General features: G+C 68.2%; 26 protein-coding genes. 16 read left to right on the forward strand and 10 right to left on the reverse strand.

From position 1 onward, the window contains the following. The first annotated feature begins 93 nt into the window (after nt 1-93). From ACYQZ5_RS05575 to ACYQZ5_RS05600, 6 genes are read left to right on the forward strand one after another with little or no spacing between them, the layout of a single operon-like run. A complete protein-coding gene (locus ACYQZ5_RS05575; protein WP_379731115.1) occupies nt 94-576 on the forward strand; it encodes a plastocyanin/azurin family copper-binding protein in 483 nt (160 codons plus the stop codon). Between the two features lies 1 nt (nt 577). Then, the gene (gene nosZ, locus ACYQZ5_RS05580) at nt 578-2,602 is read left to right on the forward strand and encodes a TAT-dependent nitrous-oxide reductase (protein WP_379731114.1); all 2,025 of its coding nucleotides are present in this window, start codon (nt 578-580) and stop codon (nt 2,600-2,602) included. A gap of 4 nt (nt 2,603-2,606) precedes the next feature. Further along, on the forward strand, nt 2,607-3,326 hold the full coding sequence (locus ACYQZ5_RS05585; RefSeq protein ID WP_379818186.1) for a hypothetical protein: 720 nt from the start codon (nt 2,607-2,609) through the stop codon (nt 3,324-3,326). Beyond that, nucleotides 3,326-4,708, forward strand: a complete 1,383-nt coding sequence (nosD, locus tag ACYQZ5_RS05590; protein WP_459845438.1) for a nitrous oxide reductase family maturation protein NosD — start codon at nt 3,326-3,328, stop codon at nt 4,706-4,708. Before ACYQZ5_RS05585 ends, nosD begins: the two co-directional genes overlap by 1 nt. Further along, on the forward strand, nt 4,686-5,447 hold the full coding sequence (locus ACYQZ5_RS05595) for an ABC transporter ATP-binding protein (protein ID WP_459845441.1): 762 nt from the start codon (nt 4,686-4,688) through the stop codon (nt 5,445-5,447). Before nosD ends, ACYQZ5_RS05595 begins: the two co-directional genes overlap by 23 nt. Further along, a complete protein-coding gene (locus ACYQZ5_RS05600) occupies nt 5,444-6,316 on the forward strand; it encodes an ABC transporter permease (RefSeq protein ID WP_459845443.1) in 873 nt (290 codons plus the stop codon). Before ACYQZ5_RS05595 ends, ACYQZ5_RS05600 begins: the two co-directional genes overlap by 4 nt. A 61-nt stretch (nt 6,317-6,377) precedes the next feature. Here ACYQZ5_RS05600 and ACYQZ5_RS05605 read toward each other — a convergent pair whose 3' ends face one another. The 3 genes from ACYQZ5_RS05605 to ACYQZ5_RS05615 all read right to left on the reverse strand — a co-directional run bounded on the left by ACYQZ5_RS05605 (nt 6,378) and on the right by ACYQZ5_RS05615 (nt 9,036). Further along, nucleotides 6,378-7,160, reverse strand: coding sequence for a hypothetical protein (locus tag ACYQZ5_RS05605; RefSeq protein ID WP_379731257.1), 783 nt, complete (start codon nt 7,158-7,160; stop codon nt 6,378-6,380). A 104-nt stretch (nt 7,161-7,264) separates the two neighbouring features. Then, nucleotides 7,265-8,116, reverse strand: a complete 852-nt coding sequence (locus ACYQZ5_RS05610) for an SDR family oxidoreductase (RefSeq protein WP_379731256.1) — start codon at nt 8,114-8,116, stop codon at nt 7,265-7,267. Nucleotides 8,117-8,292: 176 nt separating this feature from the next. Further along, nucleotides 8,293-9,036 (reverse strand): Lrp/AsnC family transcriptional regulator, encoded by a 744-nt coding sequence (locus ACYQZ5_RS05615; protein ID WP_379731255.1) that lies wholly within the window; start codon nt 9,034-9,036, stop codon nt 8,293-8,295. Nucleotides 9,037-9,292: 256 nt separating this feature from the next. Between ACYQZ5_RS05615 and ACYQZ5_RS05620 the strand changes: the two genes are divergently transcribed. The 4 genes from ACYQZ5_RS05620 (at nt 9,293) to ACYQZ5_RS05635 (ending at nt 12,381) form a co-directional block, all read left to right on the forward strand. Then, nucleotides 9,293-9,643 carry a hypothetical protein gene (locus tag ACYQZ5_RS05620; RefSeq protein ID WP_379731254.1) on the forward strand — a complete coding sequence of 117 codons (351 nt, stop codon included), beginning with the start codon at nt 9,293-9,295 and terminating at the stop codon, nt 9,641-9,643. A 120-nt stretch (nt 9,644-9,763) separates the two neighbouring features. After that, nucleotides 9,764-10,450: a potassium channel family protein gene (locus ACYQZ5_RS05625; RefSeq protein ID WP_379731253.1), complete on the forward strand. Its 687-nt coding sequence runs from the start codon at nt 9,764-9,766 to the stop codon at nt 10,448-10,450. A 24-nt stretch (nt 10,451-10,474) separates the two neighbouring features. After that, nucleotides 10,475-10,834 (forward strand): hypothetical protein, encoded by a 360-nt coding sequence (locus tag ACYQZ5_RS05630; RefSeq protein ID WP_379731252.1) that lies wholly within the window; start codon nt 10,475-10,477, stop codon nt 10,832-10,834. Then, nucleotides 10,831-12,381 (forward strand): TrkH family potassium uptake protein, encoded by a 1,551-nt coding sequence (locus ACYQZ5_RS05635; protein WP_379731251.1) that lies wholly within the window; start codon nt 10,831-10,833, stop codon nt 12,379-12,381. The genes ACYQZ5_RS05630 and ACYQZ5_RS05635 overlap by 4 nt, the downstream gene beginning before the upstream one ends. A 136-nt stretch (nt 12,382-12,517) precedes the next feature. On the opposite strand, the gene ACYQZ5_RS05640 is transcribed toward ACYQZ5_RS05635, so the two are convergent. Together ACYQZ5_RS05640 and ACYQZ5_RS05645 are read right to left on the reverse strand one after the other, a co-directional pair. Then, a complete protein-coding gene (locus tag ACYQZ5_RS05640; RefSeq protein WP_379731250.1) occupies nt 12,518-12,784 on the reverse strand; it encodes a DUF7521 family protein in 267 nt (88 codons plus the stop codon). Then, nucleotides 12,781-13,155: a helix-turn-helix domain-containing protein gene (locus ACYQZ5_RS05645; protein ID WP_379731249.1), complete on the reverse strand. Its 375-nt coding sequence runs from the start codon at nt 13,153-13,155 to the stop codon at nt 12,781-12,783. The genes ACYQZ5_RS05640 and ACYQZ5_RS05645 overlap by 4 nt, the downstream gene beginning before the upstream one ends. A gap of 329 nt (nt 13,156-13,484) precedes the next feature. On the opposite strand from ACYQZ5_RS05645, the gene ACYQZ5_RS05650 reads away from it, so the two are divergent. From ACYQZ5_RS05650 to ACYQZ5_RS05660, 3 genes are read left to right on the forward strand one after another with little or no spacing between them, the layout of a single operon-like run. Beyond that, entirely contained in the window at nt 13,485-13,718 is a 234-nt protein-coding gene (locus ACYQZ5_RS05650; protein ID WP_379731248.1) for a DUF2249 domain-containing protein, read from the forward strand. A gap of 57 nt (nt 13,719-13,775) precedes the next feature. Then, entirely contained in the window at nt 13,776-15,131 is a 1,356-nt protein-coding gene (locus ACYQZ5_RS05655; RefSeq protein WP_379818191.1) for a hypothetical protein, read from the forward strand. Nucleotides 15,132-15,191: 60 nt separating this feature from the next. Further along, nucleotides 15,192-15,500, forward strand: a complete 309-nt coding sequence (locus ACYQZ5_RS05660; protein WP_379732425.1) for a cupin domain-containing protein — start codon at nt 15,192-15,194, stop codon at nt 15,498-15,500. Between the two features lie 45 nt (nt 15,501-15,545). On the opposite strand, the gene ACYQZ5_RS05665 is transcribed toward ACYQZ5_RS05660, so the two are convergent. Continuing rightward, the gene (locus tag ACYQZ5_RS05665) at nt 15,546-16,094 is read right to left on the reverse strand and encodes a DUF7998 family protein (protein WP_379732424.1); all 549 of its coding nucleotides are present in this window, start codon (nt 16,092-16,094) and stop codon (nt 15,546-15,548) included. Nucleotides 16,095-16,215: 121 nt separating this feature from the next. On the opposite strand from ACYQZ5_RS05665, the gene ACYQZ5_RS05670 reads away from it, so the two are divergent. Continuing rightward, on the forward strand, nt 16,216-17,655 hold the full coding sequence (locus ACYQZ5_RS05670; RefSeq protein ID WP_459845449.1) for an LVIVD repeat-containing protein: 1,440 nt from the start codon (nt 16,216-16,218) through the stop codon (nt 17,653-17,655). Nucleotides 17,656-17,846: 191 nt separating this feature from the next. Further along, a complete protein-coding gene (locus ACYQZ5_RS05675; RefSeq protein ID WP_379733200.1) occupies nt 17,847-18,092 on the forward strand; it encodes a MarR family transcriptional regulator in 246 nt (81 codons plus the stop codon). A gap of 567 nt (nt 18,093-18,659) precedes the next feature. Here ACYQZ5_RS05675 and ACYQZ5_RS05680 read toward each other — a convergent pair. After that, on the reverse strand, nt 18,660-20,174 hold the full coding sequence (locus ACYQZ5_RS05680) for an MATE family efflux transporter (protein ID WP_379731900.1): 1,515 nt from the start codon (nt 20,172-20,174) through the stop codon (nt 18,660-18,662). Further along, nucleotides 20,171-20,767: a TetR/AcrR family transcriptional regulator gene (locus tag ACYQZ5_RS05685; RefSeq protein WP_379731901.1), complete on the reverse strand. Its 597-nt coding sequence runs from the start codon at nt 20,765-20,767 to the stop codon at nt 20,171-20,173. The genes ACYQZ5_RS05680 and ACYQZ5_RS05685 overlap by 4 nt, the downstream gene beginning before the upstream one ends. A gap of 278 nt (nt 20,768-21,045) precedes the next feature. Here ACYQZ5_RS05685 and arcD point away from each other — a divergent pair, with 278 nt between their 5' ends. After that, complete coding sequence (gene arcD / locus ACYQZ5_RS05690; protein ID WP_379731902.1) at nt 21,046-22,518, forward strand: arginine/ornithine antiporter ArcD; 1,473 nt, start codon at nt 21,046-21,048, stop codon at nt 22,516-22,518. Nucleotides 22,519-22,696: 178 nt separating this feature from the next. On the opposite strand, the gene ACYQZ5_RS05695 is transcribed toward arcD, so the two are convergent. Together ACYQZ5_RS05695 and ACYQZ5_RS05700 are read right to left on the reverse strand one after the other, a co-directional pair. Beyond that, entirely contained in the window at nt 22,697-23,758 is a 1,062-nt protein-coding gene (locus tag ACYQZ5_RS05695; protein WP_459845454.1) for a mandelate racemase/muconate lactonizing enzyme family protein, read from the reverse strand. Continuing rightward, nucleotides 23,755-24,690: a 1,4-dihydroxy-2-naphthoate polyprenyltransferase gene (locus ACYQZ5_RS05700; RefSeq protein ID WP_379731557.1), complete on the reverse strand. Its 936-nt coding sequence runs from the start codon at nt 24,688-24,690 to the stop codon at nt 23,755-23,757. The genes ACYQZ5_RS05695 and ACYQZ5_RS05700 overlap by 4 nt, the downstream gene beginning before the upstream one ends. Nucleotides 24,691-24,733 lie beyond the last annotated feature (43 nt).

Genomic DNA, 24,733 nt, shown 5'->3' on the forward strand with positions numbered 1-24,733 from the left:
TACTCACGGCCGAACACTTTCGGAAGTTCTGACGGCGTGGGAATTCGCTGGACCGTTCTAATGGTGTCGTCCCCAACGTCGACCTGTCGAACCATGACTGAGGACATGACGCGGCGACGGTACGTGGTCGCACTGGCGTCGACGGGCATCGGGCTGGGGCTCGCCGGCTGTTCCGGCGGCAGCAGCACCGACTCTCCGACCGACACGCCGACGTCCACGGACTCGGGCGGCAGCGGCGAGTCGTGGGAGCAGACGAGTACGGTGGAGATGAACGACCAGCTGGCGTTCGCCCCCAAGCGGATCGAGGTGGAGGCCGGGACGACGGTCACCTGGGAGAACGTCGGCTCGATCGGTCACTCGGTGACCGCCTACGAGGACAACATCCCCGACGGCGCCGAGTACTTCGCCTCCGGCGGCTTCGACAGTCAGGACGCCGCCGTGGAGGCGTACCCCGACGAGGGGAACATCACCGAGGGCGGGACGTACGAGCACACGTTCGAGACGACGGGGGAGTACGAGTACTACTGCATCCCCCACGAGATGAACGGGATGGTCGGCTACGTGCGGGTGATTTGATATGAGCACAGACGAGATCGACACCCCGGCCGAAGAACAGGGCGAGGAAGAACGAGAGCACAAGACCGAGGAGGAGCTGTTCGCGGAGCACGAACAGCAGCTCGACGAACTGCTCGCCGATGTGGAGGGGCCGGAGGCTCCGGATCCGGAGCCGACGCTCCCCTCGCTGGGCGGCGGCGTCACCCGCCGCGACGTGATGAAGGCGGGGGCGGCCGTCGGCGCGGTCGGCGGGCTCGCGGGCTGTGCGGGGACGAACAGCCTCGGCAACAGCTCGGACACGGAGACCGACAACGGCGGCGGCGACGTGCCCGACCACAAGGTGCCGCCGGGCGAACACGACGAGTACTACGGCTTCTGGTCCGGCGGGCACGCCGGCGACATCCGGGTGTACGGCATCCCGTCGATGCGCCAGCTCACCCGGATCCCGGTGTTCAACCGCGAGCCGGCCAAGGGGTACGGCTTCGACGACGGCACCGATCAGATGCTGGAGGAGGCCGGCGACTACACGTGGGGTGACTCCCACCACCCGAACCTCTCGGAGACCGACGGGAAGTACGACGGGGAGTACATCTTCGTCAACGACAAGGCCAACGGTCGGGTCGCCCGGGTGAACCTCACCTACTTCGAGACCGACGCCATCGTCGACATCCCGAACGTCCAGTCGGTCCACGGCTGCTGTATCCAGAGCCCGGACACCGATTACGTGTTCGCGAACAGCGAGTTCCGGACGCCGATCCCCAACGACGGCCGGGACGTGAACAACCCCGAGGAGTACGTCTCGGTGTTCACCGCGCTCGACCCCGAGAGCATGGACGTGCTCTGGCAGGTCGAGGTCGACGGCCAGCTCGACATCGTCGACTCCGACAAGGACGGCCGCTGGGTGCTCGCCTCCTCCTACAACGACGAGGAGGGCGTCGAGATCGAGGAGATGACCAAGAACGACCGGGACGACCTGAAGGCGTTCGACGTGCCCGCGATCCAGGAGCTCGTCGACGCCGGCGAGTACGAGGAGATCAACGGCGTTCCGGTCGTCGACGGGACGAAATCCAGCCCGCACAACGAGGGCGACAACCCGATCGTGCGGTACATCCCGACGCCGAAGTCGCCCCACTGCGTCGAGGTGACGCCGGACGGGAAGTACGGGATGGTCGCCGGGAAGCTCTCGCCGACCGTGTCGATCGTCGACATCGAGAAGCTCGGGACCGCCGACGACCCCGCGGACACGATCGTCGGCCAGCCGAAGGTGGGGCTGGGGCCGCTGCACACCACCTACGACGGCCGCGGGCACGCGTACACCTCGCTGTTCATCGACTCACAGGTCGTGAAGTGGGACATCGAGGCGGCCGTCGAAGCCGAGAAGGGTTCCGAGGAGCCGATCCTCGGCAAGATCGACGTCCACTACAACCCCGGCCACATCCAGGCGGTGCAGGGGATGTCGACCGAGCCGACCGGCGACTGGCTGGTCGCGCTCAACAAGCTCTCGAAGGACCGCTTCCTCCCGGTCGGCCCGATCTACCCCGACAACGACCAGCTGATCTACATCGGGAACGACGAGGACAACGAGACCGGCGGGATGGAGCTGGTCGCGGACCACCCCGTCTACCCCGAACCGCACGACGCGATCTTCGCCCACAAGGACAAGATCGAGCCGGCGAAGACGTGGAACAAGGAGGACTACGACGAGGAGTACGTCACACAGGAGAACTCCCGGGTCGAGCGCGTCGACGACTCCACCGTCGAGGTGTACGCCTCGGTCAAGCGCAGCGAGTACGGCCTGCGTGACTTCACGGTCCAGGAGGGCGACGAGGTCACCCTGACCGCGACCAACATCGAGGGGACCCAGGACATCGTCCACGGGCTGGCGATCCCCGAACACGACGTGAACCTCGCGCTCGCGCCGCAGGACACCCGGCAGGTGACGTTCACCGCCGACGAGCCGGGCGTGTACTGGATCTACTGCACGTACTTCTGCAGCGCGCTCCACCTGGAGATGCGCTCGCGAATGATCGTGGAACCGTCCGAGTAGGACCATGGAACGCCCGCAACCGAGCCAGTTCGGCGAGATCAGGCGGCTGTTGCCGCTCGTAGCGGCAGTGCTGCTCGTGGCGGCGCTCGCCTTCCCGATGTGGCACATCCGGATGGACGCCGTCCAGTACCCCAGCGAGACGCTGTCGCTGGGGCTGTACGCCTACCCGCGGATCAGCGGCGACTACGTCGAGATCGCTCGCCTGAACCACTACGTCGGGTTCTACTACCCGGACCCGGTGTTCTGGCCGCCGAACTACGAGCCCCACCCCGACGCGATCGACGTGCCGGAGTGGTCGCTCGGGCCGCTGGCGTTCGTCGGCGTGGCGGCGACCAGCCTGTTCGTCGCGGTCGCGCCGACGGCGCGGAAGCTCCGTCGCGGGCTCACCGCACAGCTGGTCGGCTCGGTGCTGGTGTTCGGGATCCTGCTTGCGGACATCCAGTACCGCCTCTACCAGGCGGGCCACACGCTCGACCCCGACGCGCCGGTGGTGGGCGTCGACCCGTTCACGCCGCCGCTGTGGGGGAAGTACGCGGTCGCGAACATCACCAGCTACTCCCGGTTCGGCGTCGGCGCCTACCTGACGGTGGTCGCCATCGGCCTGCTGGTGGTCGCGTGGCTGGCCCGGGACTCGACCGCGACGGTGGGTGACCTGCCCCGGCTGATCCGGGCGGTGCCGGACCGCCTGCGGAAGCGGGTCGGCCGAACGGAGGGACAGCACTGATGGACGACGCCGGACTCGAACGCGCGTTCGTCGCGCTCGTGGTCGTCGTAGCCGCCGCGCTCGCGGGGGTGACCGTCGCCCCCACGTCGTCGGCGGCGCCGACGCCCGACGCGGACGCGGAGCGCCCCGACGGCTTCGCGTTCGACCCCGTGACCGAGTCCGGCGTCGCCACCGTCGGCGACGAGTCGTTCGACTCCGTCCAGCGCGCCGTCGACGCCGCCGAGCCGGGCGAGACGGTGTACCTCCGCGGCCGCTTCGACGAGCGCGTCGTCGTGAACACCACGGGGGTGACCGTCACGACGGCGCCCGACGCCCGCGCGGTGATCGACGGCGGGCAGGAGGGTGACGTGCTCACGGTCGCGGCCGCGAACGTCACGGTTCGGGATCTCTGGATCCGCAACTCCGGGATGGACACCTCGACCAACGACGCCGGGGTCTGGATCGACGCGCCAAACGTCACCGTCGCCGACAGCCGACTGACCGAGATCACGTTCGGCGTCTGGGTCGACGGCGTCGACGACGCGGCCCTGCGCAACAACACGATCGTCGGCCGGGAGTCGGTGACGCCGCGGTCCTACCGCGGGAACGGCATCCAGCTCTGGAAGACCACCGGCACGCTGGTCGAGGACAACCGGATCACCGATGCCCGGGACGGCATCTACTACTCGTGGGCGTCGAACGTGACCGCCCGGGGGAACACGCTCTGGGACCTGCGCTACGGCGTCCACTACATGTACTCCCACCGCAACCGCCTCGTGAACAACACCGCCGTCGACAACGACGTGGGGTACGCGCTGATGCTCTCCGAGGAGATCGAGGTGGTGAACAACACCGCCGCGAACAACACCGGGACCAGCGGCCACGGGCTGCTGCTCAAGCGCATCGACTACTCGATGATCCGGGGCAACACGCTCGTCGACAACCAACGCGGGATCTACTCGCTGAACTCCGCGGACAACGAGATCACGGACAACCTCCTGTTGGGGAACCAGATCGGCTTCCACCTGACCGCCGGCACCAGCGGCGAGCGCGTCGTCGGCAACAGCTTCGTCGGCAACCGCCGACACGTTCAAGCGGTCACGAGCGACACGCACGTCTGGAACGGCTCCGAGCGCGGCAACTACTGGAGCGACGCCGGCGCCGCGGATCTCGACGACGACGGCGTGAGCGAACTCCGCTACCGCCCCGCCGGACTCGTCGAGAAGCTGGTCCGGGAGAACCCTGCCGCCGCGGTGTTCACCAACAGCCCGGCGTTCGAGGCGATCCGCCGGGCCGAGCGCACGCTCCCGATCGTCGACGCGCCGGGCGTCGTCGACTACCACCCGCTCGAACGCTCGCCACACGACTGGAGGGATCACTATGCACGCGATAGAGACGACTGATCTGAGGAAACGCTACGGCGACGTGGTCGCGCTCGACGGCGTGAGCCTGTCGATCGAGGCGGGCACGACGTTCGGCCTGCTGGGCACTAACGGTGCCGGCAAGTCGACGCTGTTCAAGCTGCTGGTCGGCCACCTCACCCCCGACTCGGGGACGGTCAGCGTCGGCGGGGAGGACGTGACCGACGCCGGCCACCGGCTCCGCGAGGTGGTGGGGTACGTCCCCGAGCACGCGGGGTTCCCGGACGCGCTCACGGGCCGGGAGGTGCTCGGCTACCACGCCCGCCTCCGCGGCGTGCCCGCGGCCGAACGCGCCGATCGGGTCGCCGCCGCGCTCGGCACCGTCGGCCTCGACGACGCCGCGGACCGCCGGGTCGGCGGCTACTCCAACGGGATGAACCGCCGGCTCGCGCTCGCATCGGCGCTGCTCGACCGCCCCCGGCTGCTGCTGCTCGACGAGCCGACCGCGGGCCTCGACCCGCTGGGCGTCGCGGAGTTCCACCGCATCCTCGACCGCCTGCGCGAGGAGTCCGATCTGACCGTCGTCATCACGAGCCACGTGCTCTCGGAGATCGAGGCGCTGTGTGACGACGCCGCGGTGCTCCACGACGGCGACCTGCTGTTCGACGGCCCCGTCGACGAGCTGCGGGAGCTGGGCGGCGACGACATCGAAGCCGGCTTCGGCGCCCTGATCGCGGAGGCGGGTGGCAGTCGAGGAGAGACTCTGGAGGTGGAACGATGACGGACGTGAGCGCCGAGGAGGACGGCGTCACCGAGGAGCCGGCGTTCGCCCTGCCGACGGGGGTGAGCGAGGGGTCGGCGCTCGATCAGGTCGCCACCGTCGCGCGCCTGGAGTTCACCCTCGCGGTCCGGAACCGCTGGGCGTTCGCGCTGGCGGCGCTGTTCGCCTCGCTGTCGCTGCTCGTCATCGCCCTCGGCGGGCAGGGCGGGGTGGTCCGCGCCGACGCGGTCGTCGTCAGCCTCGTCGAGCTCTCGGCGCTGCTGCTTCCGCTGGTCGCGCTGCTGTTCGGCTACGACGCCGTCGTCGGCAGCGACGAGTCCGGCTGGCTCGGCGTGCTGTTCGCGCTGCCGGTGCCGCGGGGCCGCATCGTCGTCGGGACGTACCTCGGTCGGCTGGCGGTGTTTACGGGCGCGGTCGTCGCCGGCTTCGGCGTCGGCGGGCTCTGGCTCGCGGCCCAGGGGCGGTTCACCGCCGCGTACCTCGGACTCGTCGGCGCGGCGGTGCTCGGCGGCGCGGCGTTCCTCGCGCTGTCGGTGCTGCTGTCGACGCTCGCCGCGGAGAAGACCCACGCCCTCGGCGGCGCGCTGCTGCTGTGGGTGTGGGTCGCGCTGGTCCACGACCTCGTCTCCGTCGGGCTGATCGCCGCCGACCTCGTGGGGCCGGACTGGCTGGCCGCCTTCGTGCTCGCGAACCCCGCCACCGCGTTCCGCGTGCTCGCGCTCCAGTCGGTGCCGACGGTGACCGGCGGGATGGCCGACGTGCTGGTCGGCTCCGGCGTGACGCCGCCGGTGCTCGTGGCGGCGCTGGTCGCGTGGAGCCTCGCGGGCACGTGGCTGGCAAGTCGGCTGGTCCGCCGCCGGAGCGTCTGAGGAACGACTCGCCCCGCCCGATCGCCGCCTTCTCCTCGGATTCGTCCAGCGATCCTCCGGATCAGTCGTCCGATTCCGGCGCCCACTCGGGCCGGGTGACGTTCGTCGGTCCGGGATCGACGGCGACGTCGATGGACGTGGTCGCTGATTCCCCGCGGAGGTGCTTGTTGAGGAGGTACTCCCCCACGGTCTCCGCGCGGACGAACCGGAACGTGACGTTCGCGTAGAGGAGTTGGTCGGTCTCCGCGTCGACGTAGAGGACGCCCGACGCCAACTCGACGTTGTACGCCGTCCGGCCCGACTCGAAGTTGGCGGTGTTGTACCACCCGCTCTGTGCGGCGTAGACGGCGACTTTCCGTCCCTCGTACGTCGTCGTCCCCGTTCGCTCGTACTCCGGGTACTCGAGGACGGTCAGCAGGAGGCTGCGCCCACCGCCCGGGGACTCCTCGTCCGTGTCGACCACGACGGCGGTCATCGTCTCGTTGTTCTGTCTGACCAGCCGTTCGTCCGCGCTGAGTTCGAGCAGTTGCTCGTACTGCGTTGCGGTCGACGCCACCGACCGCGTCACGGAGCGGTTCTCGTGCCAGTACGTCGTGTACGTCACGTCCTCGAACTCGGCGGTGAGGAGCATCTCCCCGTCGGGCTCGTCGTTGCTGATGTCGTAGGCGACGAACTGGTTTCCGTTCGTGGAGAGCGACATGTTGGAGCTGTACGACCCGTCGGGCTCGGCGTCGTCGAACGGGGCGTCGGTGCCCGCGGCCGCCGGGTGGTAGCCGAACAGGCCGTAGAGGAGGGCAACGGCGATCGCGAGGACGACGACGGCGACCGTTCGTCTCCGATTCATGCCGGGCGTTTGGAGTCCAGCCGTGATAGAACTGGTTCCGGTCGCTGAACGCCTACTTAGGTCGATTCAGGAGGCTGTGAGGCCCGCTTCGAGCGGCGGACCGATCACGCCTCGCGTTGGAACTCAGGATCGAACATCCGTGCCGACATCGGCGCCGGGTCGCCGTCGGTGACGTTGTACTCGGAGAAGTCGGTCACGCCCGCCTCCCGGAGCAGCGCCTCGTCGTAGAAGCTGTTGCCCGTACACTCGGACGGATCGCGCGCGAGGATCTCGAGGACCGCGTCCGAGACGACCTCCGGAGTGCGCCAGTCGTCCTCGGTTCCGAGCTCGAAGTAGCGACTCGCGCGGGTGTCGATCGTGGTCACCGGCCAGAACGTGTTACAGCCCACACCGTCGCTCGCCAGCTCTTCGGCGAGCGAGAGCGTGATGAACGACATCCCGAGCTTCGACCACGCGTACGGCGCCTTCCCGGGGGAGCGGTCGGTCACGATCGGCGGCGAGTTCGACAGCAGCCACGCCCCTTCCTGTCCCGCGAGGTGGTCGGCGAACGAGTGCGCGACGAGGTGGCTCCCGCGGACGTTCACGTCGGTCAGCAGGTCGAACCGGTCGGCCGGCAGGTCGGCGATATTCGCCAGTTGGATCGCGCTGGCGTTGTTGATCACGATGTCCACCTCGCCGAAGTGGTCGATCGCCTCGTCGACGACGGTCTCCACGCGGTCCTCGTCGCGGAGGTCGAGTTCGAGCGCGAGCGACTCCGGCCCGCGCTCGCGCACCTCGCGGGCCGTCTGCTCGATCGAGCCAGCGAGCTCGGTCTCGTCGCCGTCGGTCGTCTTCCCCGTCGAGACGACGTTGCAGCCGTGATCGGCGAGCGCGAGCGCGAGCTGTTTACCGATCCCGCGGGTCGTGCCGGTGATGAACGCCGTCGATTCGGAGAGGTCCGGGTTCGCGAGTGCCATGGCCCCGAGTCGGCCGACGGGAGTATAATTCCCGGTGACCGGGCCGCGGGCTCGGCGTGAATAAACCGTGTGTCCCGCGCGTTCCGTACTGTTCGACAGTCACGATCCTGTCGCGTTGCCCACAGTCAGCCGGTCCACGAATGCGCCTCGCACCGGGCGTGCGTAGTCGGGCCGCGTTATTGAGTTCCGAACACTTCGAGCGCTCCTTTCTCCAGCCCGGACTTCGAGAACAGCGAGATGACGTCGCCGGTCTGCATGACGGTCTCACCTTTCGGCGTCAGTACGTCGCCGTCCCGTTCGATCCCGACCACCAGCATTTCGTCGGCCAGTAGCCCTTCCTCGACTGCCTCCTCGATGGTGAGCCCCGCGACCTTGGCGCCTTCCGAGACGGTGAACTCGACGACTTCTGCGCCGCCGGCGAGGCTCATGAAGTCAGTCAACGACGGCCCGACGGGGGCGTCTTCCGGCCCGAACGGGTTGTACGGCTGGTGGTACTCCCCCTCGATGACGCTCTCGTCCTCGATCTCCAAGCCGATGTCGGACAGTTCACCCGCGATACGGCTGATGTCTTCGGTGTTCGATCCGACCGCAGTCACCGCGATGTTCGTCTTCCCGGTCATCAACTCTCGGACGGCCACCACGCCGGAAACATCCAGCGCAGACTGGGCGAGCCGGTCACGCTCCGGGATCGGGGCCGTACAGCTGAACTGGTAGGTGACGTGTCCTTCGATGGATTTGTAGTTGATGTCGGCGAGATACCCGCGCAGTATCCCCTCCGCCTCGAGTTGGTGGATCCGGTTCCGGATCGTTGCCGCGGTCACCTCCATCTCCTCGGCGATCTCCGACGCCGTCGTGTTCCGGGCGTCACGCGCCAGATAGTAGAGGATCCGCTTGTCGATCTCGTCGACGCGGTATTCCATACTCGGGGTAGGGTCAGTACGCATAATTAATCCCCGATACGAGCATGGTCAGTTCGTTGTCGTGACCGCGCATGGCTCTCACACGACCACCGAGATTCTGCAAGTTGAAAAATATGGGTCGTATATTTTCGTAGCAAAAATTGAATGCCAACACTTATTCTGCATCGGTGATCTACCATGGAGTAGCCAGCACGGGGACCACCAGGGTCCCGTTCGACGGCCGACCAGCGGTGTACGACCGAACTGGCCAACACCCATGACACGATCCGAGATCGATACCCCGGACGGTATCCCGAAGGACGTCGCCGCGACTCTCGAGGGGTGTAGCGACGCGGAACTCCGAGAGATCGTTCACTACGCCCAACAGCTTCTCGACGCGCATCCGCCGCTCACCGACGCCATCGAGTCACGGCCCGGCGAGGACCTCCTTCGCGTGGAGGACCACGGCACGTACACGATTGCGGTCGTAGAACGCCCCGACGAGAGGGGGGACGCCCGTGGCCCGTTCGCCTACCGCGTCACCTGGGAGCCGGAGGGCGACGACGGGGCGGGCCAGTATCGGTGGCACTATCTCGGCAAGGTCTACGGCAAATCGGAGGAGGGCTGAGATGTCGGTCTCCGTCTTCCAGTGTGTCGTCGTGCCAGTTGCCAGCTGCGAGGTCTACGAAGCATGAACGAACTGAAACGCGGGATGGACTCGCGGACGATCATCCGATAACTCACATCTATGTACATCATCATCGTCGGAGCGGGTGACATCGGTTCTCCGCTCATCGACATCGCTACTCGTTCCGGAAACGAGGTCGTCGTCGTCGAGCGGGACGCACGGAAAGCCGACGCGATCGCAGAACAGTACGACTGCTTGGTTCTGAACGCGGACGCGACGACGATGGAGACGCTTGAGGACGCCGGCGCCGGGCGGGCCGACGCGATCATTTCGACGACCGATCAGGACGCGACCAACGTTATGGTGTGTCTGCTCGCGAAGGAACTGGACGTTCCGGCCATCACGTCGGTCGTACACGATGCGGAGCACATGAACCTCTTCCGGCAGATCGGCGTGAACACGATCGAGAACCCACAGCAGCTCATCGCCGGATATCTCTATCGGGCGGTCGCGAGACCGGCGATCGTCGACTACATGCGGATCGGTGAGCGGGCGGAGGTGTTCGAGATCACCGTTACGGAGGACGCGCCGATCGCCGGGAAAACGCTCACTGAAGCGGGTGAGGGCGGCCTTCTGGGGGACGACGCTCTGATCGTCGCTATCGAGCGTGAGGGCGAAGACCGGCCGCTGACCCCCCGAGGGAACACCCGGATCGAGGCGAACGATCTGTTGACCGTCTACTCGGCCACCGGGGCCGACCCCGAACTGACGGACGTCTTCGGACACTACGAAGACCGGGAAGCGTAACTAACGAACAGTCTCCTCGCCATCATGTCCAACTCATCCGTCGGCCGACTCGACGTCGCGACCGCTCCGAAGACCGCCCTCGGAGACGTCGGTGCCCTCCACATCCGCATCGGGGAGCTGATGCTGGTGCCGCTGCTGGTCGCTTCGCTCTACCGGGAGTGGTACAGCACGCTGGCGTTTCTCGCCGCTGCGGGCGTCACTGCGCTTGCCGGCGGAGCGACGTACAAGCTCGCGGACGCTCCGGAGCCGAAACGCTACCACGCGATGATCGTCGCCGCGCTCGGCTGGCTCGTGACGGCGGCGTTCGGCGCGATACCGTTCGTCGTCGCGGCGTCCGAAACTGATGGCCGCTACCTCGGAACGCTACCCGATCAGTCACGATGAGAGTGGACACGAAGACGGTCGGACGCGACGTCGGTCGAATCGTACAGGCTGTCTCGCTGATGATGGTCGCCTCCATCGTCGTGGCAGCCGTCAACCGAGAGTTCTTCGCGATCCCCGCCTTTCTGGTCTCCGCCGCCGTTACGGCCGGGATCGGCACCGCACTCGCCCGCCGGTATCGGGACGCAGCGCCGCCGGAGAAACGCGACGCGATGGTGACCGCCGCGACCGCGTGGGCGCTGGTCGGCGTCCTCGGGGGGCTGCCGTTCGTGCTCATCGCGTGGACGATTCAGCTCGACCCGTTCCCCGTTTGGGCGAACACGCCACCGATGGACTCGACGACGGCGGTGTTCCGACACCCGCTCGATGCGGTGTTCGAGAGCATGAGCGGCTTCACCGGTACCGGTCTCACGATGGCCGCCGTCGAGGAGAAGCTCCCGCGGTCGCTGCACTGGTGGCGGTCGCTCATCGAGTGGGTCGGGGGCGTCGGCGTCATCGTGCTGACCGTCGCGATCCTCCGCCGCAGTGGCGGGGGCGGGTCGTACACGCTATACGAGAGCGAGGCGCGTTCGGAGAAGATCCACCCGAGTATCGTCACCACGGTTCAGGAGATTTGGAAAATCTTCGTCGGTCTCACTGTCGGTTCCATCGTGCTGTTCCTGCTGGCCGGGATGCCGTTGTGGGACGCCATCAACCACGGAATGACGGGAATCGCGACGGGCGGGTTCTCGGTCCACGCGGAGTCGATCGGGCACTACGACAGCGCGATCATCGAGTACGCGACGGTCCCGATCATGATCGCCGGCAGCATCGCGTTCCCGATCCACTATCTGCTGTTCAAGGGCGAACTCCGGAACTTCTACTCGGACCTCCAGACGCGGTGGGTGTTGATCTGGTTCGTCGGCGGATCGCTCGCGCTGACGGCGATACTCTACGTGAACGGGGAGTACGCCACGCTGGAAGAGACGTTCCGGGTGAGCCTGTTCCAGTTCGTCTCGGCCGCGTCGAACACCGGGTTCGGGAGCGCGACGATCGGCGGCGGAACCGAGCAGGTCTGGAGCGCCGGAGCGACGCTGCTGACGTGTCTGGGGATGCTCACGGGCGGGGCCGCCGGGTCGACGACCAGCGGGCTCAAACTGATCCGGGTCGCCACCCTCGTCAAGGGGACCGTCTGGCAGATTCAAGAGGTGTTCCGTCCCGACAGTGCGATCCGATACCTCCGAATCGGCGAGCGAAAGCTCGACGAGAAACAGCTCCAAGGCGAGTACACGGAGGCGACGGTCGTGTTCGTCCTCTGGATCACCTTCCTCGCGGTCGGTGTCGCCGTCCTCCTGCGTGTTCTGGCACCGGCCTACCCGTTGGAGTACGTGGTGTTCGACGTGATGAGCGCCCAGAGCAACGTCGGACTGGACTCCGGGATCACTGGCCCCGGCATGCCCGACACCGCCAAGGCGATGTTGATCGTCAACATGTGGGTCGGGCGCTTGGAGATTATCCCGGTCGCAGTGCTCTTGGGGACGATTTTCCGACGGTTCGACCTGTATCGATAGTGGAAGAGTGCGTAGAGTGCGGTTCCCGGCCCGTTCGATCCGCTCCGGGTCGGCTGTCTGTCGAGGCCGCCGAGAGGACGTGGACCTCCCGACGCCCGCTTGACGGCGAGCGGTGTGGGACGTTCCCTCCCGAACTCTACTCCACGTGCAGCGAGTAGAGGATCACGCCGAACCCCAGCGTCGTGAACGCGCTCTCGACGACGAGCGCGAACTCGTTGTTCACCGGCAGGAGTTGGTCGACGATCCCCGCCAGCAGCGCGCCGACGGTGATCGCACCGAACCCGATCGCGAGCGCCCGTAGCGCCGCCGATCCGTTACGCCGGTAGGCCCGGACCGCGTACAGCGTGATCGAGCCGCCGAGGACGAGCGTGAGCGTCTTGAGTACGACGACGGCGACGTTCATGTTTCGGTGCGCACCTCCGACCAGAGCGCCGAGAGCCGTTCCTCGGGCGTCGACTCCGTGCGGCCGATCGAGAGTTCGAGCGAGCCGTCCTCGTCGAGCGAGACTTGGATCTCCTCGAAGTCCGCGACGTACCGGGTCGTGTGGCGGCCGTCGTCCCGGATCTCCGTCCGCTCGTCGACCAGCGAGGCGTCGCTGAGCAGGTCCAGCTTGCGGTAGGTCGTCGACTGCGGGATGTCACACGCCTCGGAGAGCTCCTTGGCGGCCATCGGGCTGTCGAGCTGTTCGATGATCGCTCGGCAGTCCGGATCGTCCAGCGCGTCGAGCACGTCCTGTAGCTGCGGCGCCTCGACCGCGATCGGGTCACGTTCCATCGTTCTCCGTTCTGCGAGCTTGCTCGCTCCGTACAGCTGTCCGGTCATCGCTCGGTAGTCGTGACGCGTTCATCGTCGGCTACCCTGCGCTCGTCGGCGTCGCTCGCGGCCCGGCCGATCGAGGCGCGGTCGGCGGGCAGCGAGCGTCCACGACTGGTCCCGAATCGTTCGCGGTGAGGGTGTCGCTGCGACATGGCATCGATAGCTGATCGTACAGCCCTGCCGCACCAATCGGTGCTGCCGAACACGTTCGGGACGCTTCCCCGGCCGGTCCGAGCCGAACACCTTCGGAAGAACCCTCTGGGGGAGCCGCCCGCTACCTCGAACAGATGTCCGAGACCACACTCGACGTTCGTGAGATCCCGCCGTCGAACCGCCACCCGAAGATCCACGACGCCTTCGACTCGCTGGACAGCGGCGACGAACTGGTGATCGTGAACGACCACGAGCCCAAACCCCTGTTCTACGAGATGCAGGCCGAGGTCGAGTCGTTCGACGCCGACGGCTACAGCGTCGAACAGCGCGACGACGACGAGTACGTGGCGCGGTTCCCCAAGCAGTAACCCCGACCCGAACGTGTTCGCAGCCATCGGGAGGCCGCTGGGACCCGTTGCTCCGGTATGAGCGCGATCCCCGGCGACGTCGACGCCGACCGCCAGCCGCCGATGACCGTCCCGCTGCGACACTTCCTCGTCGCGAGCGCGTTCCTCCCGCTCGGTGCGGTCGCCGGCCTCGCCGCCGTCGCCGATTTCCGACTGGGACTGCTGTCGCTCGCCCATGCCCACCTGCTGCTCGTGGGCTGGGTCTGTCTCACGATCGCCGGCGCGATGACGCAGTTCGTGCCGGTCTGGTCGGGCGTCGACCTCCACTCGAACCGGCTCGCCGCCCTCCAGCTCCCGCTGATCGCGGGCGGGCTGGTGGGGTTCGCCGCCGGCCTGCTCGCCGGGCGGCTCGCGCTCCTGCCAGCCTTCGGCGCGGCGATGCTGCTGGGGTTCTGGGTGTTCGTCTACAACATCGGCCGGACGCTGGCCCGGGCGCGGCCGTTCGATACGACCGAGCGCCACTTCGCGCTCGCGCTCGGCTTCTTCCTCCTCGCGACGCTGCTGGGGCTGCTGCTGGCGGTCGGCTTCGCTCGACCGTCGATGCTCCCCGCCCCCCGGCCGGCGGTCGTCGGCGCCCACGCGACGCTCGCGGTGTTCGGCGCCGTGCTCACGACGGTACTGGGCGCGCTCTACCAGCTTGGGACGATGTTCACCCAGACCGAACTCCACGGGATCGACGTCCCTCTCGGTCGGTTCGAGGAGTTCGGCTACCCGGCGGGCGTGCTCCTGCTCGCGGGCGGCCGACTCGCGGAATCGGCGACCGTCGCGCGTGCCGGCGGCGTCCTCGTCGCGCTCGCGCTCGTCGCGTTCGCGGTCGTGCTCGCCCGCCGGCTCTGGGAGACGCAGGTCGAGCGGACGCCGATGCTCTCGCGGTACGCCGTCGTCGCGGTCACGACGGCGCTGTGGGCCGCGCTCGCGCTGCCCGCGTGGCTCGCCGACCCGCTCACCCGACCCGCGCTGCTGGGCCGGCCGGGCGTGAGCCACCTGCTCCTGCTCGGCGTCGTCGGCTTCGTCGTCCTCGGCACGGTCTACCACGTCGTCCCGTTCGTCGTCTGGGTCCACCGCTACAGCGACCGACTGGGGTACGAGCCGGTGCCGATGGTCGACGACCTGTACAACGACCGGCTCGCCGCCACCGACTTCTGGTGTTTCCTCGCCGGAACCGCGCTGCTCGTCGCCGACGGCCTGCTCGGCCTCCCGTGGCTCGTCCCGGCGGTCGGCGGCGTCGCGGTCCTCGCCGGGACGCTGCTGTTCGTCGTGAACGTCGCCGGCGTCGTCCGGGAGCACGCCCCCCAGTCGCTACTCGCGGTGTTGCTCGGCACGTGGGCGGCGGTCGAGTCCGACGGCGCGTCGGCGTCACCCGATCGAGACTGAGCCGCCGGCACGAACGTCTTCGGCCGAACGCTCAGGCCCGACCCGGACGGAATCCCGTCGATGCCCGAGATCACCGCGATCGACGACCTGACCGACGCGCCCCACGCGGAAGTGTTCGAGCAGCGCGACCCCCGGACGGTCCGGCTCGAACTCGACGCCGGCGAGGAGGTCCCCGAACACACCCACCCCGGGACGAGCGTCGTTCTGCATCTCCTCGACGGCCGGCTGGAGGTCTCGCTCGACGACGAGACGTACGAACTGGAGTCGGGCGAACTCGCCCGGTTCAGCGGCGACCGCGCGGTCTCTCCCCACGCGGTCGAGCCGAGCACGGCGATAATCGTCCTCGCTCCGGCGGCCGAGGAGTCGTAGTCCGGAAGCGGGGAGGTAGCGGCAGGGAGAACGTCGACGGCGGGGTCAGAACTGCACGTCCGGCGAGTCCGTCGCCGGCGCATCGTCGTCGTCTTCCTCCGGAACGGTCCCCGTTTCCCGGTACTCTTCCTCCAGCGATCGCAACTGTTCGTTGACCGCGTCGCTCTCCTGATGCATCGGCGCCGCGCGGATCCGGACGATCTCGTAGTCGTGACGGTCGTCGACCCCGTTCCAGGCCCGGAACGCGCCGACAGTGAGCGTGTGGGTCTGCGGGCAGAACGCCGTCGTCGGCGTGAACTCGGCCCGCAGCACCGCCGGGTCGTCCGCCTCCTCGGCGTACCGGAAGCCAGCCTCCGGGTGGCGCGTGTCGAAGTTCAGCCGCGCGAGGTTGTAGCCGAACGTCATGTCGTACACGCCGCGCTCCTCGAACAGCTCGTGTGCGATCTCGTGGACGGCGACGTGGTCGTCGCCGACGAGCACGTTGTGGCCGTCGAGGAACCCCCCGGGTTCGGGGAGATGTTCGGGGACGAACTCCCCCTCCTCGTCGAACGTGGCGTCGTCGTTCCCGCCGCCGAACGGTGAGAGTCCGGACATGGTCGACGCTACGCGCTCTCGGCCCCTACCCGTGGTTCCGAACAAGTTCGGGGCGGGGAAACGACAGTTCCCGTTTCAGCCTCCAGCACGCTTTTGCTCCGCTGCGCCCACCGTCGGGGCGATGCACCGGCGTCAGTTCCTCCGGGCCGCCGGCTGTGCGATCCCCGCCGTCGGCGCCCTCCCTGCCACCGTATCGGCCGCACAATCACCGTTCGAACCGCTCGGCTCCGTCTCGATCACCGGCGCGACGGAAGCGGTCGTCGGTCCCAAGAACGAGACGGCGTACGTCGCGACCCAGGACGGGTTCGCGGTCGTCGACATCTCGACGCCGAGCGAGCCTGCCGTCCTCCAGCGCCGGACGGGGCTGCTGGCGGAGCGAGAGGGCGGGCCGATGCAGGAGATTCTCGACGTGAAGGTCGCCGGCGATCGGCTGCTCGTGGCCGGCCCCGCGAACGGGCACGAGGAGCCGGTGGTCGAGGGATTCCTGCTGTACGACGTCACGGACCCGAAAGATCCGGAACGGGTCGCGTTCCACGAGACCGAGTTCCCCATCCACAACGCCGCCCTGACCGAGGAGCGCGCGTACCTGGTCAACGGGAGCGAGGTCGTGATCGTCGGCGTCGCCGACGAGCCGACGGAACTCGGCCGCTGGGCGCCGCGGGACGCCGACCCGGCGTGGGCGGAGGTGGACGGCCTGCTGCGGTTCGCCCACGACGTGTACGCGCAGGGCGACCGGGCGTACGTCGTCGAGTGGGACGCCGGGACGTTCATCCTCGACGTGAGCGATCCGGCAGCGCCGACGGCCGTGACCCGGATCGGCGGTCGGTCGCCGGAAACGCTCGCGGAGATCCCGGGGGAGGACGCCGTCGTTCACTCGCTAAGCATGCCGGGGAACCACCACACGGCGGCCGTGAACGACGACGCCTCGCTGCTCGTCCTCAACAAGGAGGCGTGGCCGACCGAACTCACGGAGGGGACGGATATCCAACCCCTCGGCGAGGTCGAACTCTGGGACGTACGCGAGGAGACCGAGCCGGAGCGCCTCGCGACCATTGAGGCGCCCGACTCCCGCAACCCCGAGAAGGGGGAGATCAACACCACGCCGCACAACTTCGAGATCAGGGGCGATCGCCTCTACAGTTCGTGGTACGACGGCGGCGTCAAGATTCACGACGTGAGCGATCCGCGGAACCCGGCGCTGCTGGCGTGGTGGCGCGACCCCCACGAGTGGACGTTCTGGACCGCCCAGTACGCCACCGAGGAGTTCTTCGTCGCCAGCAGCCACTCGCGGGGGCGGTACAACGCCGGCAAGGGCGCGCTGGTGACGTTCCCGAACCGTGCTGGCGAGCAGGCGTCGCCGCCGGCGCTGACCGACACGGAGACGCCCACGCCGACCGCTGAGCCGACCCCGTCGTCGACCCCAGACAGCCCGACGTCGTCCTCAATTCCGCCCACGTCGACGCCGGCGGCCGACAGCGAGAGCGTGAGCGCCCCCGGGTTCGGCCTGCTCGGGGCCGCGGGGGCGATCTCGCTGGCGACGTGGCGACGCCTGCGGGACTGAACGCTCGACGGTTCAGCCGGCACGGACCGACGACGCTTCGAGAGCGATGGAGGCTGCCGGAGCTAGCGTTAGCTCCCTCCCTCCCCAACTGTGCAGTCCGGCACTGAGTCCCAGAATACACTGACGGGACCCGCGTGTTCGACGATCGTTGTAACCAACATTTACGGATGTCGAACTCGTCGGCGTACTCAATGACGCAGACCCAGCCCAATCGGGCGGACGCGACGACGGAACTCAGCACCGAACCGCCGGCGGACGTGGACTCGACCGCCGGGAAGCTCGTCTACGTCTACCTCTCGTCGGTCGTGGAAGCGACCGTCGACGGCATCGCCGAGGCGCTCGACCTGAAGCTGATCGAACTGCTCCCGACGCTGCGGTCGCTGCAGTCGGCCGGCTACGTCGAGCGTGCCGGCGAGAGCTGTCGGATCGTTCGGTAGAGCGTTTACTTCTGTGGTGGCTCTCCGGCGACCGGGAGCCGCGGGTATTCGAAGGTCTGGTGAGACTCTCTCGGTGGGTTCGGTGATAGCGTCGGTATCTCGCTTGTCGTTGATACCGACAGCAACCGCGACAGCATCTCGATGCTTGACCACTTGCGACCGCAGGGTACCGGACACGAGGTCCGTCATCAGAAATCGAAGATTTCTGATTGGCAGACGAGAGCGTCGCTCTCGTCGACGGCACGGCGCCGAGTCCTCACCCCTCCCCCGCGGGCCGGCGACCGCTGCCGGCCCGCGGCGTCCACCGCCACCGCACCGCTGTGGCGGTCGGCGCGAAACGTGAGCGCCTCCGTGCGCGAACCGAGCGCGAGGGACGACCGAGTGAACGGAGTGAACGAGGGAGTCGGCTGGGGAGGCCCGAGGGCTGTGCGGGGCGGTGCGGTCGCAAGTGGTCAACGATCAAGCTGCTGTCGCGGTTGCAGTCACGAACGCCACAGATACCAAATAATCGCGGTTACAGCCACGAACGGAAGGAAATAGCGCTGTTACTCCTGTTTCCGTTCCCAATCAGTCGTCACTGGGCGCCGGTCCCGGTGTTCGATCCAACTCAACGCTCCGCCACGTCCCGCGCTGGTACCAGAGGTACGCCAGCGTCGCGCCGAACACGTTCGAGAGCGCGAAGGAGAGCCAGAGCCCGTCCGGGCCGAGGTTGAACGTCTGGGAGCCCAGCCAGGCGATCGGCAGCCGGAACACCATCAGCGTCCCGACGGAGATAACCGCGGCGACGGTCGTCTTCCCCGCCCCGCGGAAGCTGCCGTTGTAGGCGCGCATGATCCCCATGAAGCCGAACGTCGGCGCGACGAACCGCATGAACTGCGCGCCGACCTCGATCACCCGACCCGCGTCGGGCTGGTCGGCGCCGACGAAGATCGAGACGATCGGCTCGGCCCAGACGAACGCGACCACGCCTACCGCCGAGAGGATCAGGAAGGAGGCTTTCGACGCGAACGCGGCGGTCGCCGCGGCCCGATCGGGCTTGCCTGCGCCGATGTTCTGCCCGCTCATCGTCTCCACCCCGCGGGCCATCGCGATCGCGGGCATGAACACGACCGAGAGCACGCGCGTGCCGATCCCGTACGCCGACACGACCGGCGTCGCGAACAGGCCGACGACGATCAGCAGGAGGTTCACCGAGAGCGCCCGGCCCACGCCCTCGACGGAGGCGGGCACGCCGATCTGGAGGATGCGCCGCGCGAAGTCGAGGTCGGGCGCCATATCCCCGAGCCGGATCTGGACGCCCTGATTCCCGCGGAACATGATCCCCAACCCGATCACGAACGCCAGCGCCCGCGACAAGATCGTCGCGATGGCGGCGCCCTTGAGGCCGTCGCCCGTGTAGCCCGTCATCGCGAACAGCTGCTCCTGCAGCCCGGGCATCCCGATCATCGCGAACAGGGGGTTCTCCTGGAACCCGAAGATGAAGAAGGGATCCAGGAAGATGTTGACGATCACCGAGAGCGCCATCACCAGCATCGGCGTCACCGTGTCGCCGGCCCCGCGCATCAGGGAGATGAACATGATGAAGCCGAACATGAACACCAGCCCCAGCGAGATCACCTCCATGTAGTTGACCGCCAGCGGCTTCACGCTGTCCGAGGCGCCGTATATCTCGACGAGCGTGTCGACGACGAAGTAGCCGATCACGCCCAGCACGATCGAGGTGACGACCGCGAACGACACCGTCTGGGAGGCGGCGTAGTCGGCCTCCCGTTCGTCGCCGGCACCGATGTTCTGGGCGATCATCACGCTGCCGGCGACGGACAGCCCCATCCCCATCGAGATCAGCAGGAACACCATCGGGAACGCGAAGCTGATCGCCGCCAGCGCGTCGGTGCTGTAGCGGCCGACCCAGAACGTGTCCGCGAGGTTGTAGGCGGTCTGGAACAGGTTCGTGATGACGATCGGGATCGCGAGGATGAACAGCGGCTTGGCGATGCCGCCCTCCGTCAGGTCCAGCTCCTCCTGATTGAACGCCCGCTCGAACAGCCGTCGAGCGCCCGCGAGCCGGTCGCGGAGGCTCACCGGCCACCCCCGTCGGCGACGATCATCGAGTCGATGTGGGCCCGCAGCGTCTCGCGGGTCTCCTCGATCGGGCGCCCGACGGCGACACAGCGGGTCTGGGCGCCGTTGAACACGGTCACGAGGAAGTCCGCCGACGCCTCCACGTCGAGGTCCGACCGGAACTCGCCGTTCTCGACGCCCGCGGCGAGGTGCTCCTCGACGTGGTCACGTAGCGTCCGGTCGTGGGCCTGCAGGTGTTGGCGAAACGCCTCGTCGTAGGGACCTTGTGCCTTCATCTCCAGTATCGCCGTCTGGAACCCCCGATCCGGGGAGTCGTCGTCCGGCGGGAGCAGGACCGTGTCGATCAGGTCCAGCAGCCGGTCGTAGGCGGTCTCCCCCTCGACGGCGTCGAGTCGCTCGGTGAAGCTCTCCAGCAGATCGTCGAAAAACGTGACCAGCAGGTCGTGCTTGCTGTCGTAGTGGTAGTGGAGGGCTGACTTGCTCTTGTCCGTCTCGGCGGCGATGTCTTCCATGGTCACGTCCGCGTACCCGTGCTTGCAGAGCGCGCGGTACGTTCCCTCGGTGATATCGCTCGTCGACTCTCCCGTACTCATACTGACTGACTGGTTAGTCAGACTGTTCAGTTAGTCAAAAACCCTCCGATCGGGGAAACCAGCGTGAGGTAGTCACGTGGGAATTTTTCCCACGAACCCGAAGCAGGGCGTTCCGGGCGTCGGCGGGCGAGGCCTCGCTGTGTCGGCGTCGCAGTCGCCGTCGTCCCGCCGTTGCCCGGTCGCGATCTCGAACAGGCAGTGACGGGTGCCACCAATCACCAAATTCCGCCCGTCCCGTCAGGCATTTATTTCCAAAGGTAATCGTATCGACTACGAAAATGAGTTCTGCGAATGGTTCGACGACGGACAGCTCGCTCGACGTGTCGCCGACGCTGGAACAGGCGCTCGTGCCGACGCTGGGGGTCGTCGTCTTCCTCGGTGTCGGCTCCGGGCTGCTGGGGATGGCGCCCCACGCGCCGCTGCTCTGGAGCGTCGTGTTCGCGGCGCTGGTCGGTCGGTACTGGATCGGCGTGGGGTACGCCGACCTCGCCGACGGGGTCGAACACGGCCTGCGGATGGGACTGCAGGCGATCCTGATCCTCTTCACAATCTACGCGCTGATCGCGACGTGGATCTCCGCCGGGACGATCCCGGGGCTGATGCACTACGGGCTGGGGATCCTCACGCCCAAGACGTTCCTGCCCGCGACGGCGATACTGGCGGCCATCGTCGCGTTCTCGATTGGCTCCTCGTGGACCACCGCGGGGACGCTGGGCGTCGCCTTCGCCGGGATCGGCTCGGGGCTCGGGATCCCCGTCCCGATGACTGCGGGGGCGGTGCTGTCCGGCGCCTACGCCGGCGACAAGCAGTCGCCGCTGTCGGACACGACCAACCTCGCGGCGGCGGTGACCGACACCGAACTCTACGACCACATCCTCTCGATGCGGCTGGGGACCGCCATCGCGTTCGGGCTCTCGGTCCTGCTCTACGGCGCGCTGGGACTCCGCGCCGGCGGCGCCATCCCGGTGGGGCGGGTCACGGAGATCCGCGGCGCGCTCGTGGGCACGTACGAACTCGGCCCGCTGGTGTTCGTCCCGCTGCTCGTCACGTTCGCGCTGGCGATCCGCGGCATCCCCGCGCTCGCGTCGCTCGTTGCGGGCGTGTTCGCGGGCGTCGGAACCACGGTGCTGGTACAGGGCCGGCCGTTCACGGACGCGTGGGCGGTGTTCCTCAACGGTACCGCGCCGGAGACCGGCGTCACGCTGGTCAACGACCTGCTCGCAAGCGGCGGGCTGTCCGGGTCGGCGTGGACGATTTCGGTCGTCGTGCTCGCGCTCTCGCTGGGCGGGCTGCTCGACCGGCTCGGCGTGCTCTCGAGGCTCGCCTCCGGCCTCACCGGCGCCATCACGGGCCAGCGCAGCCTCGTGATCGGCACCGGTATCTCGGCGTTCTTCGTCAACGCGTTCTCCGCCCAGCAGTACATGAGCATCGTCGTCCCCGGGATGACGCTGCGTGAACTGTTCGAGGAGCACGACCTCGACAGCTCCGTGCTCTCGCGAGCCATCGAGTCGGTCGGGACGCCGACGGGTGCGCTGCTGCCGTGGCACGCCGGCGGCGTGTTCATGTCCGGCGTGTTCGGCCTGCAGAACCAGACGTTCTTCATCTTCACCGAGTACGCGCCGTACTACTTCTTCGCGTTCTTCTCGCCGGCCGTGCTGGTGGTGCTGACGCTCGCGGGCGTCGGCCTGAACTCGGAGCCGCCCCGTGGCGGCGCCGACGCCGGCGGCGAACCGACCGTCGCGGACGACTGATCCGCTGACACGCTGTCAGTCGAACGGGACGACTGACCACCCGTCCCGATACTTATCCCCGAGAGGGCGACCACCCCTTGCGTGCGCTGAGAACGGCGCAGGGCGAACGAGGCGGGAGTGCGACACACCGCCCTGCGAGCGATCGTGTCGCCTGTTCGCTACTTCGGGAAGCGGCTGCTCAGTCCCAGACGAGGTCGTCGAACGCCGTTCCGACGTTCCCCGGCCCGTCGGGGACGGCGATCCGCCCGCCGACGACCGGAACCGGATCCCGCCCCAGATCCGACGCGAGCATCTCGCCGGTCGCGAGCCCGCACGCACGGTCGCCCGGCACCGCGGCGGCGACGTGGACCGCCCCTGCGCGAGCGACGGCGCCGTCGATGGTGGTGGTCACGACCGGATCGACGCCGGCCGTCGACAGCCGCCGAGCCGCGGCGACCGCGGCGTCCGGCCCGCCGAGCGCCATCGGCTTCAGCACCGCCACGTCGGCCGCGCCGGCGTCGAGTACCGCCTCGATCCCGGCTGCCCGGATCGACTCGTCGACCGCGATCCCGACACCGCGGCCGCGGAGCGCCGCCAGTCCCGAGAGCTCCGTCGCGGGCAGGGGCTGCTCGACGTACTCGACGCCCATCGCGGCGAACGCGTCGACGGCTTCCGTGGCGCTCTCCCGCTCCCACGCGCCGTTCGCGTCGACTCGGACCGTCGCGTCGACGGCCTCACGGACCGCCGCCACGCGATCGACGTCGTCGTCGACCGACCGAGCGCCGACTTTGAGCTTGAGACAGTCGAACCCGGCGTCGGCGGCCGCCCGAGCCGCGGCGACGGTCTCCTCGATGGTCCCATCACCGACGGTCGCGTTGACCGGCACCGACTCGCTCGGTGCAGGACCCCCACCACGCTCGGCGAGCAGCGCCGCGAGCGGCGTTCCGTTCGATCGCGCTTCCGCGTCCAGCACGGCGAGCCGATAGCCGTGGCGGGCGGCCGGCGTCGGCGGCTGACCGCCGTCGAAGTCCACGCCCTCCCGCTGCCACGACTCGGGCAGATCACGGAGCGCGGACTCACAGTCCTCGTACCCCTCGGTCCATCCCGGGAGGGGTGTCGCCTCGCCGACGCCGCGAACGGTCCCCGTGTCGGTCGACCGTTCCACGCCGACGAGGAACCCACGACGCTCCTTGATCGTCCCGTCGGCGGTCGATAACGGACGAGCGAGATCGAGCGTGAACGGACGGAGAGTCGGACTCATCCGAGGATCAGTCCGGCGGTGAACAGCGCGGCGTAGAGCGCGAGCAGCTGTCCGGTTCGCTCCAGCGCGGGGTTGAGCGCCTCGCCGTCGGTCCGCGTCAGGACGGTCCGTCCCACGACCGCCGCCAATGGGATCGACAGGAGGGGCAGCAGGATCGCCGGACCGAACCCCTCGACGAACAGGAACACCGGGACCGCGTACGCGAGCGCGAGCATCGCGACGTACTCGGCTCGACAGACACCGTAGCCGAAGCGGACGGCGAGCGTTCGCTTCCCGGTCCTGCTGTCCTCCTCCTTGTCCCGGACGTTGTTCACCACGAGGACGTTCGTCGTGAGCCCCGCCATCGGGAGACTGGCCAGTAGCGCGAGCGCCGGAACGGTTCCCTCCGGCACACCCATCGGGACGCCACCGACCGCCGCGGCGGCCTGCACGTAGACGGTGCCGGTGACGGCGACGAGGCCGAAGAAGACGAACACGAACAGGTCGCCGAGCCCGTGGTAGCCCAGCGGGTACGGCCCGCCGGTGTAGGCGATCCCGGAAGCGACCGAAAGCAGGCCGATCACGAGGATCGGGACGCCGCCGACCCAGACGAGGTACGTTCCGACCAGAATCGCGGCGGCGAAGGTGAGCCACATCGCCCGCTTGACGGCGGCGGGTTCGATCAATCCGCCCGCGGTCACGCGGGTGAACCCCTCGCGCTCCTCGGTGTCGGCACCGTGGATCGCGTCGTAGTAGTCGTTCGCGAAGTTGGTGCCGATCTGGATCAGGATCGCGCCCAAAAGCGCCGCGGCGGCCGGGGCCGGGGCGAACAGCCCCTCGTGGACGGCGACGCCGACGCCGACGAGCACCGGCGAGATCGCCGCCGGCATCGTCTGGGGGCGGGCGGCCATCACCCACGCTTTCGCCCGCGTCGGCTCCGCGTTCGAACTCATTGCTGGTGGTTCGGGCGGGCGGCCCAAAGCGACTGCGGTTGCG

The organism is Halolamina salina (assembly GCF_054653455.1).

What these genes read in the sequence shown, in the direction of transcription:
- nosD (WP_459845438.1), top strand. Translation starts at nt 3,326, where the DNA reads ATGGACGACGCCGGACTCGAACGCGCGTTCGTCGCGCTCGTGGTCGTC.
- ACYQZ5_RS05675 (WP_379733200.1), top strand. Translation starts at nt 17,847, where the DNA reads ATGACGCAGACCCAGCCCAATCGGGCGGACGCGACGACGGAACTCAGC.
- ACYQZ5_RS05695 (WP_459845454.1), bottom strand. Translation starts at nt 23,758, where the DNA reads ATGAGTCCGACTCTCCGTCCGTTCACGCTCGATCTCGCTCGTCCGTTA.
- nosZ (WP_379731114.1), top strand. Translation starts at nt 578, where the DNA reads ATGAGCACAGACGAGATCGACACCCCGGCCGAAGAACAGGGCGAGGAA.
- arcD (WP_379731902.1), top strand. Translation starts at nt 21,046, where the DNA reads ATGAGTTCTGCGAATGGTTCGACGACGGACAGCTCGCTCGACGTGTCG.
- ACYQZ5_RS05645 (WP_379731249.1), bottom strand. Translation starts at nt 13,155, where the DNA reads ATGGAACGTGACCCGATCGCGGTCGAGGCGCCGCAGCTACAGGACGTG.
- ACYQZ5_RS05685 (WP_379731901.1), bottom strand. Translation starts at nt 20,767, where the DNA reads ATGAGTACGGGAGAGTCGACGAGCGATATCACCGAGGGAACGTACCGC.
- ACYQZ5_RS05615 (WP_379731255.1), bottom strand. Translation starts at nt 9,036, where the DNA reads ATGGAATACCGCGTCGACGAGATCGACAAGCGGATCCTCTACTATCTG.
- ACYQZ5_RS05575 (WP_379731115.1), top strand. Translation starts at nt 94, where the DNA reads ATGACTGAGGACATGACGCGGCGACGGTACGTGGTCGCACTGGCGTCG.
- ACYQZ5_RS05585 (WP_379818186.1), top strand. Translation starts at nt 2,607, where the DNA reads ATGGAACGCCCGCAACCGAGCCAGTTCGGCGAGATCAGGCGGCTGTTG.
- ACYQZ5_RS05610 (WP_379731256.1), bottom strand. Translation starts at nt 8,116, where the DNA reads ATGGCACTCGCGAACCCGGACCTCTCCGAATCGACGGCGTTCATCACC.
- ACYQZ5_RS05605 (WP_379731257.1), bottom strand. Translation starts at nt 7,160, where the DNA reads ATGAATCGGAGACGAACGGTCGCCGTCGTCGTCCTCGCGATCGCCGTT.
- ACYQZ5_RS05620 (WP_379731254.1), top strand. Translation starts at nt 9,293, where the DNA reads ATGACACGATCCGAGATCGATACCCCGGACGGTATCCCGAAGGACGTC.
- ACYQZ5_RS05670 (WP_459845449.1), top strand. Translation starts at nt 16,216, where the DNA reads ATGCACCGGCGTCAGTTCCTCCGGGCCGCCGGCTGTGCGATCCCCGCC.
- ACYQZ5_RS05630 (WP_379731252.1), top strand. Translation starts at nt 10,475, where the DNA reads ATGTCCAACTCATCCGTCGGCCGACTCGACGTCGCGACCGCTCCGAAG.
- ACYQZ5_RS05665 (WP_379732424.1), bottom strand. Translation starts at nt 16,094, where the DNA reads ATGTCCGGACTCTCACCGTTCGGCGGCGGGAACGACGACGCCACGTTC.
- ACYQZ5_RS05650 (WP_379731248.1), top strand. Translation starts at nt 13,485, where the DNA reads ATGTCCGAGACCACACTCGACGTTCGTGAGATCCCGCCGTCGAACCGC.
- ACYQZ5_RS05655 (WP_379818191.1), top strand. Translation starts at nt 13,776, where the DNA reads ATGAGCGCGATCCCCGGCGACGTCGACGCCGACCGCCAGCCGCCGATG.
- ACYQZ5_RS05660 (WP_379732425.1), top strand. Translation starts at nt 15,192, where the DNA reads ATGCCCGAGATCACCGCGATCGACGACCTGACCGACGCGCCCCACGCG.
- ACYQZ5_RS05635 (WP_379731251.1), top strand. Translation starts at nt 10,831, where the DNA reads ATGAGAGTGGACACGAAGACGGTCGGACGCGACGTCGGTCGAATCGTA.
- ACYQZ5_RS05600 (WP_459845443.1), top strand. Translation starts at nt 5,444, where the DNA reads ATGACGGACGTGAGCGCCGAGGAGGACGGCGTCACCGAGGAGCCGGCG.
- ACYQZ5_RS05700 (WP_379731557.1), bottom strand. Translation starts at nt 24,690, where the DNA reads ATGAGTTCGAACGCGGAGCCGACGCGGGCGAAAGCGTGGGTGATGGCC.
- ACYQZ5_RS05625 (WP_379731253.1), top strand. Translation starts at nt 9,764, where the DNA reads ATGTACATCATCATCGTCGGAGCGGGTGACATCGGTTCTCCGCTCATC.
- ACYQZ5_RS05640 (WP_379731250.1), bottom strand. Translation starts at nt 12,784, where the DNA reads ATGAACGTCGCCGTCGTCGTACTCAAGACGCTCACGCTCGTCCTCGGC.
- ACYQZ5_RS05595 (WP_459845441.1), top strand. Translation starts at nt 4,686, where the DNA reads ATGCACGCGATAGAGACGACTGATCTGAGGAAACGCTACGGCGACGTG.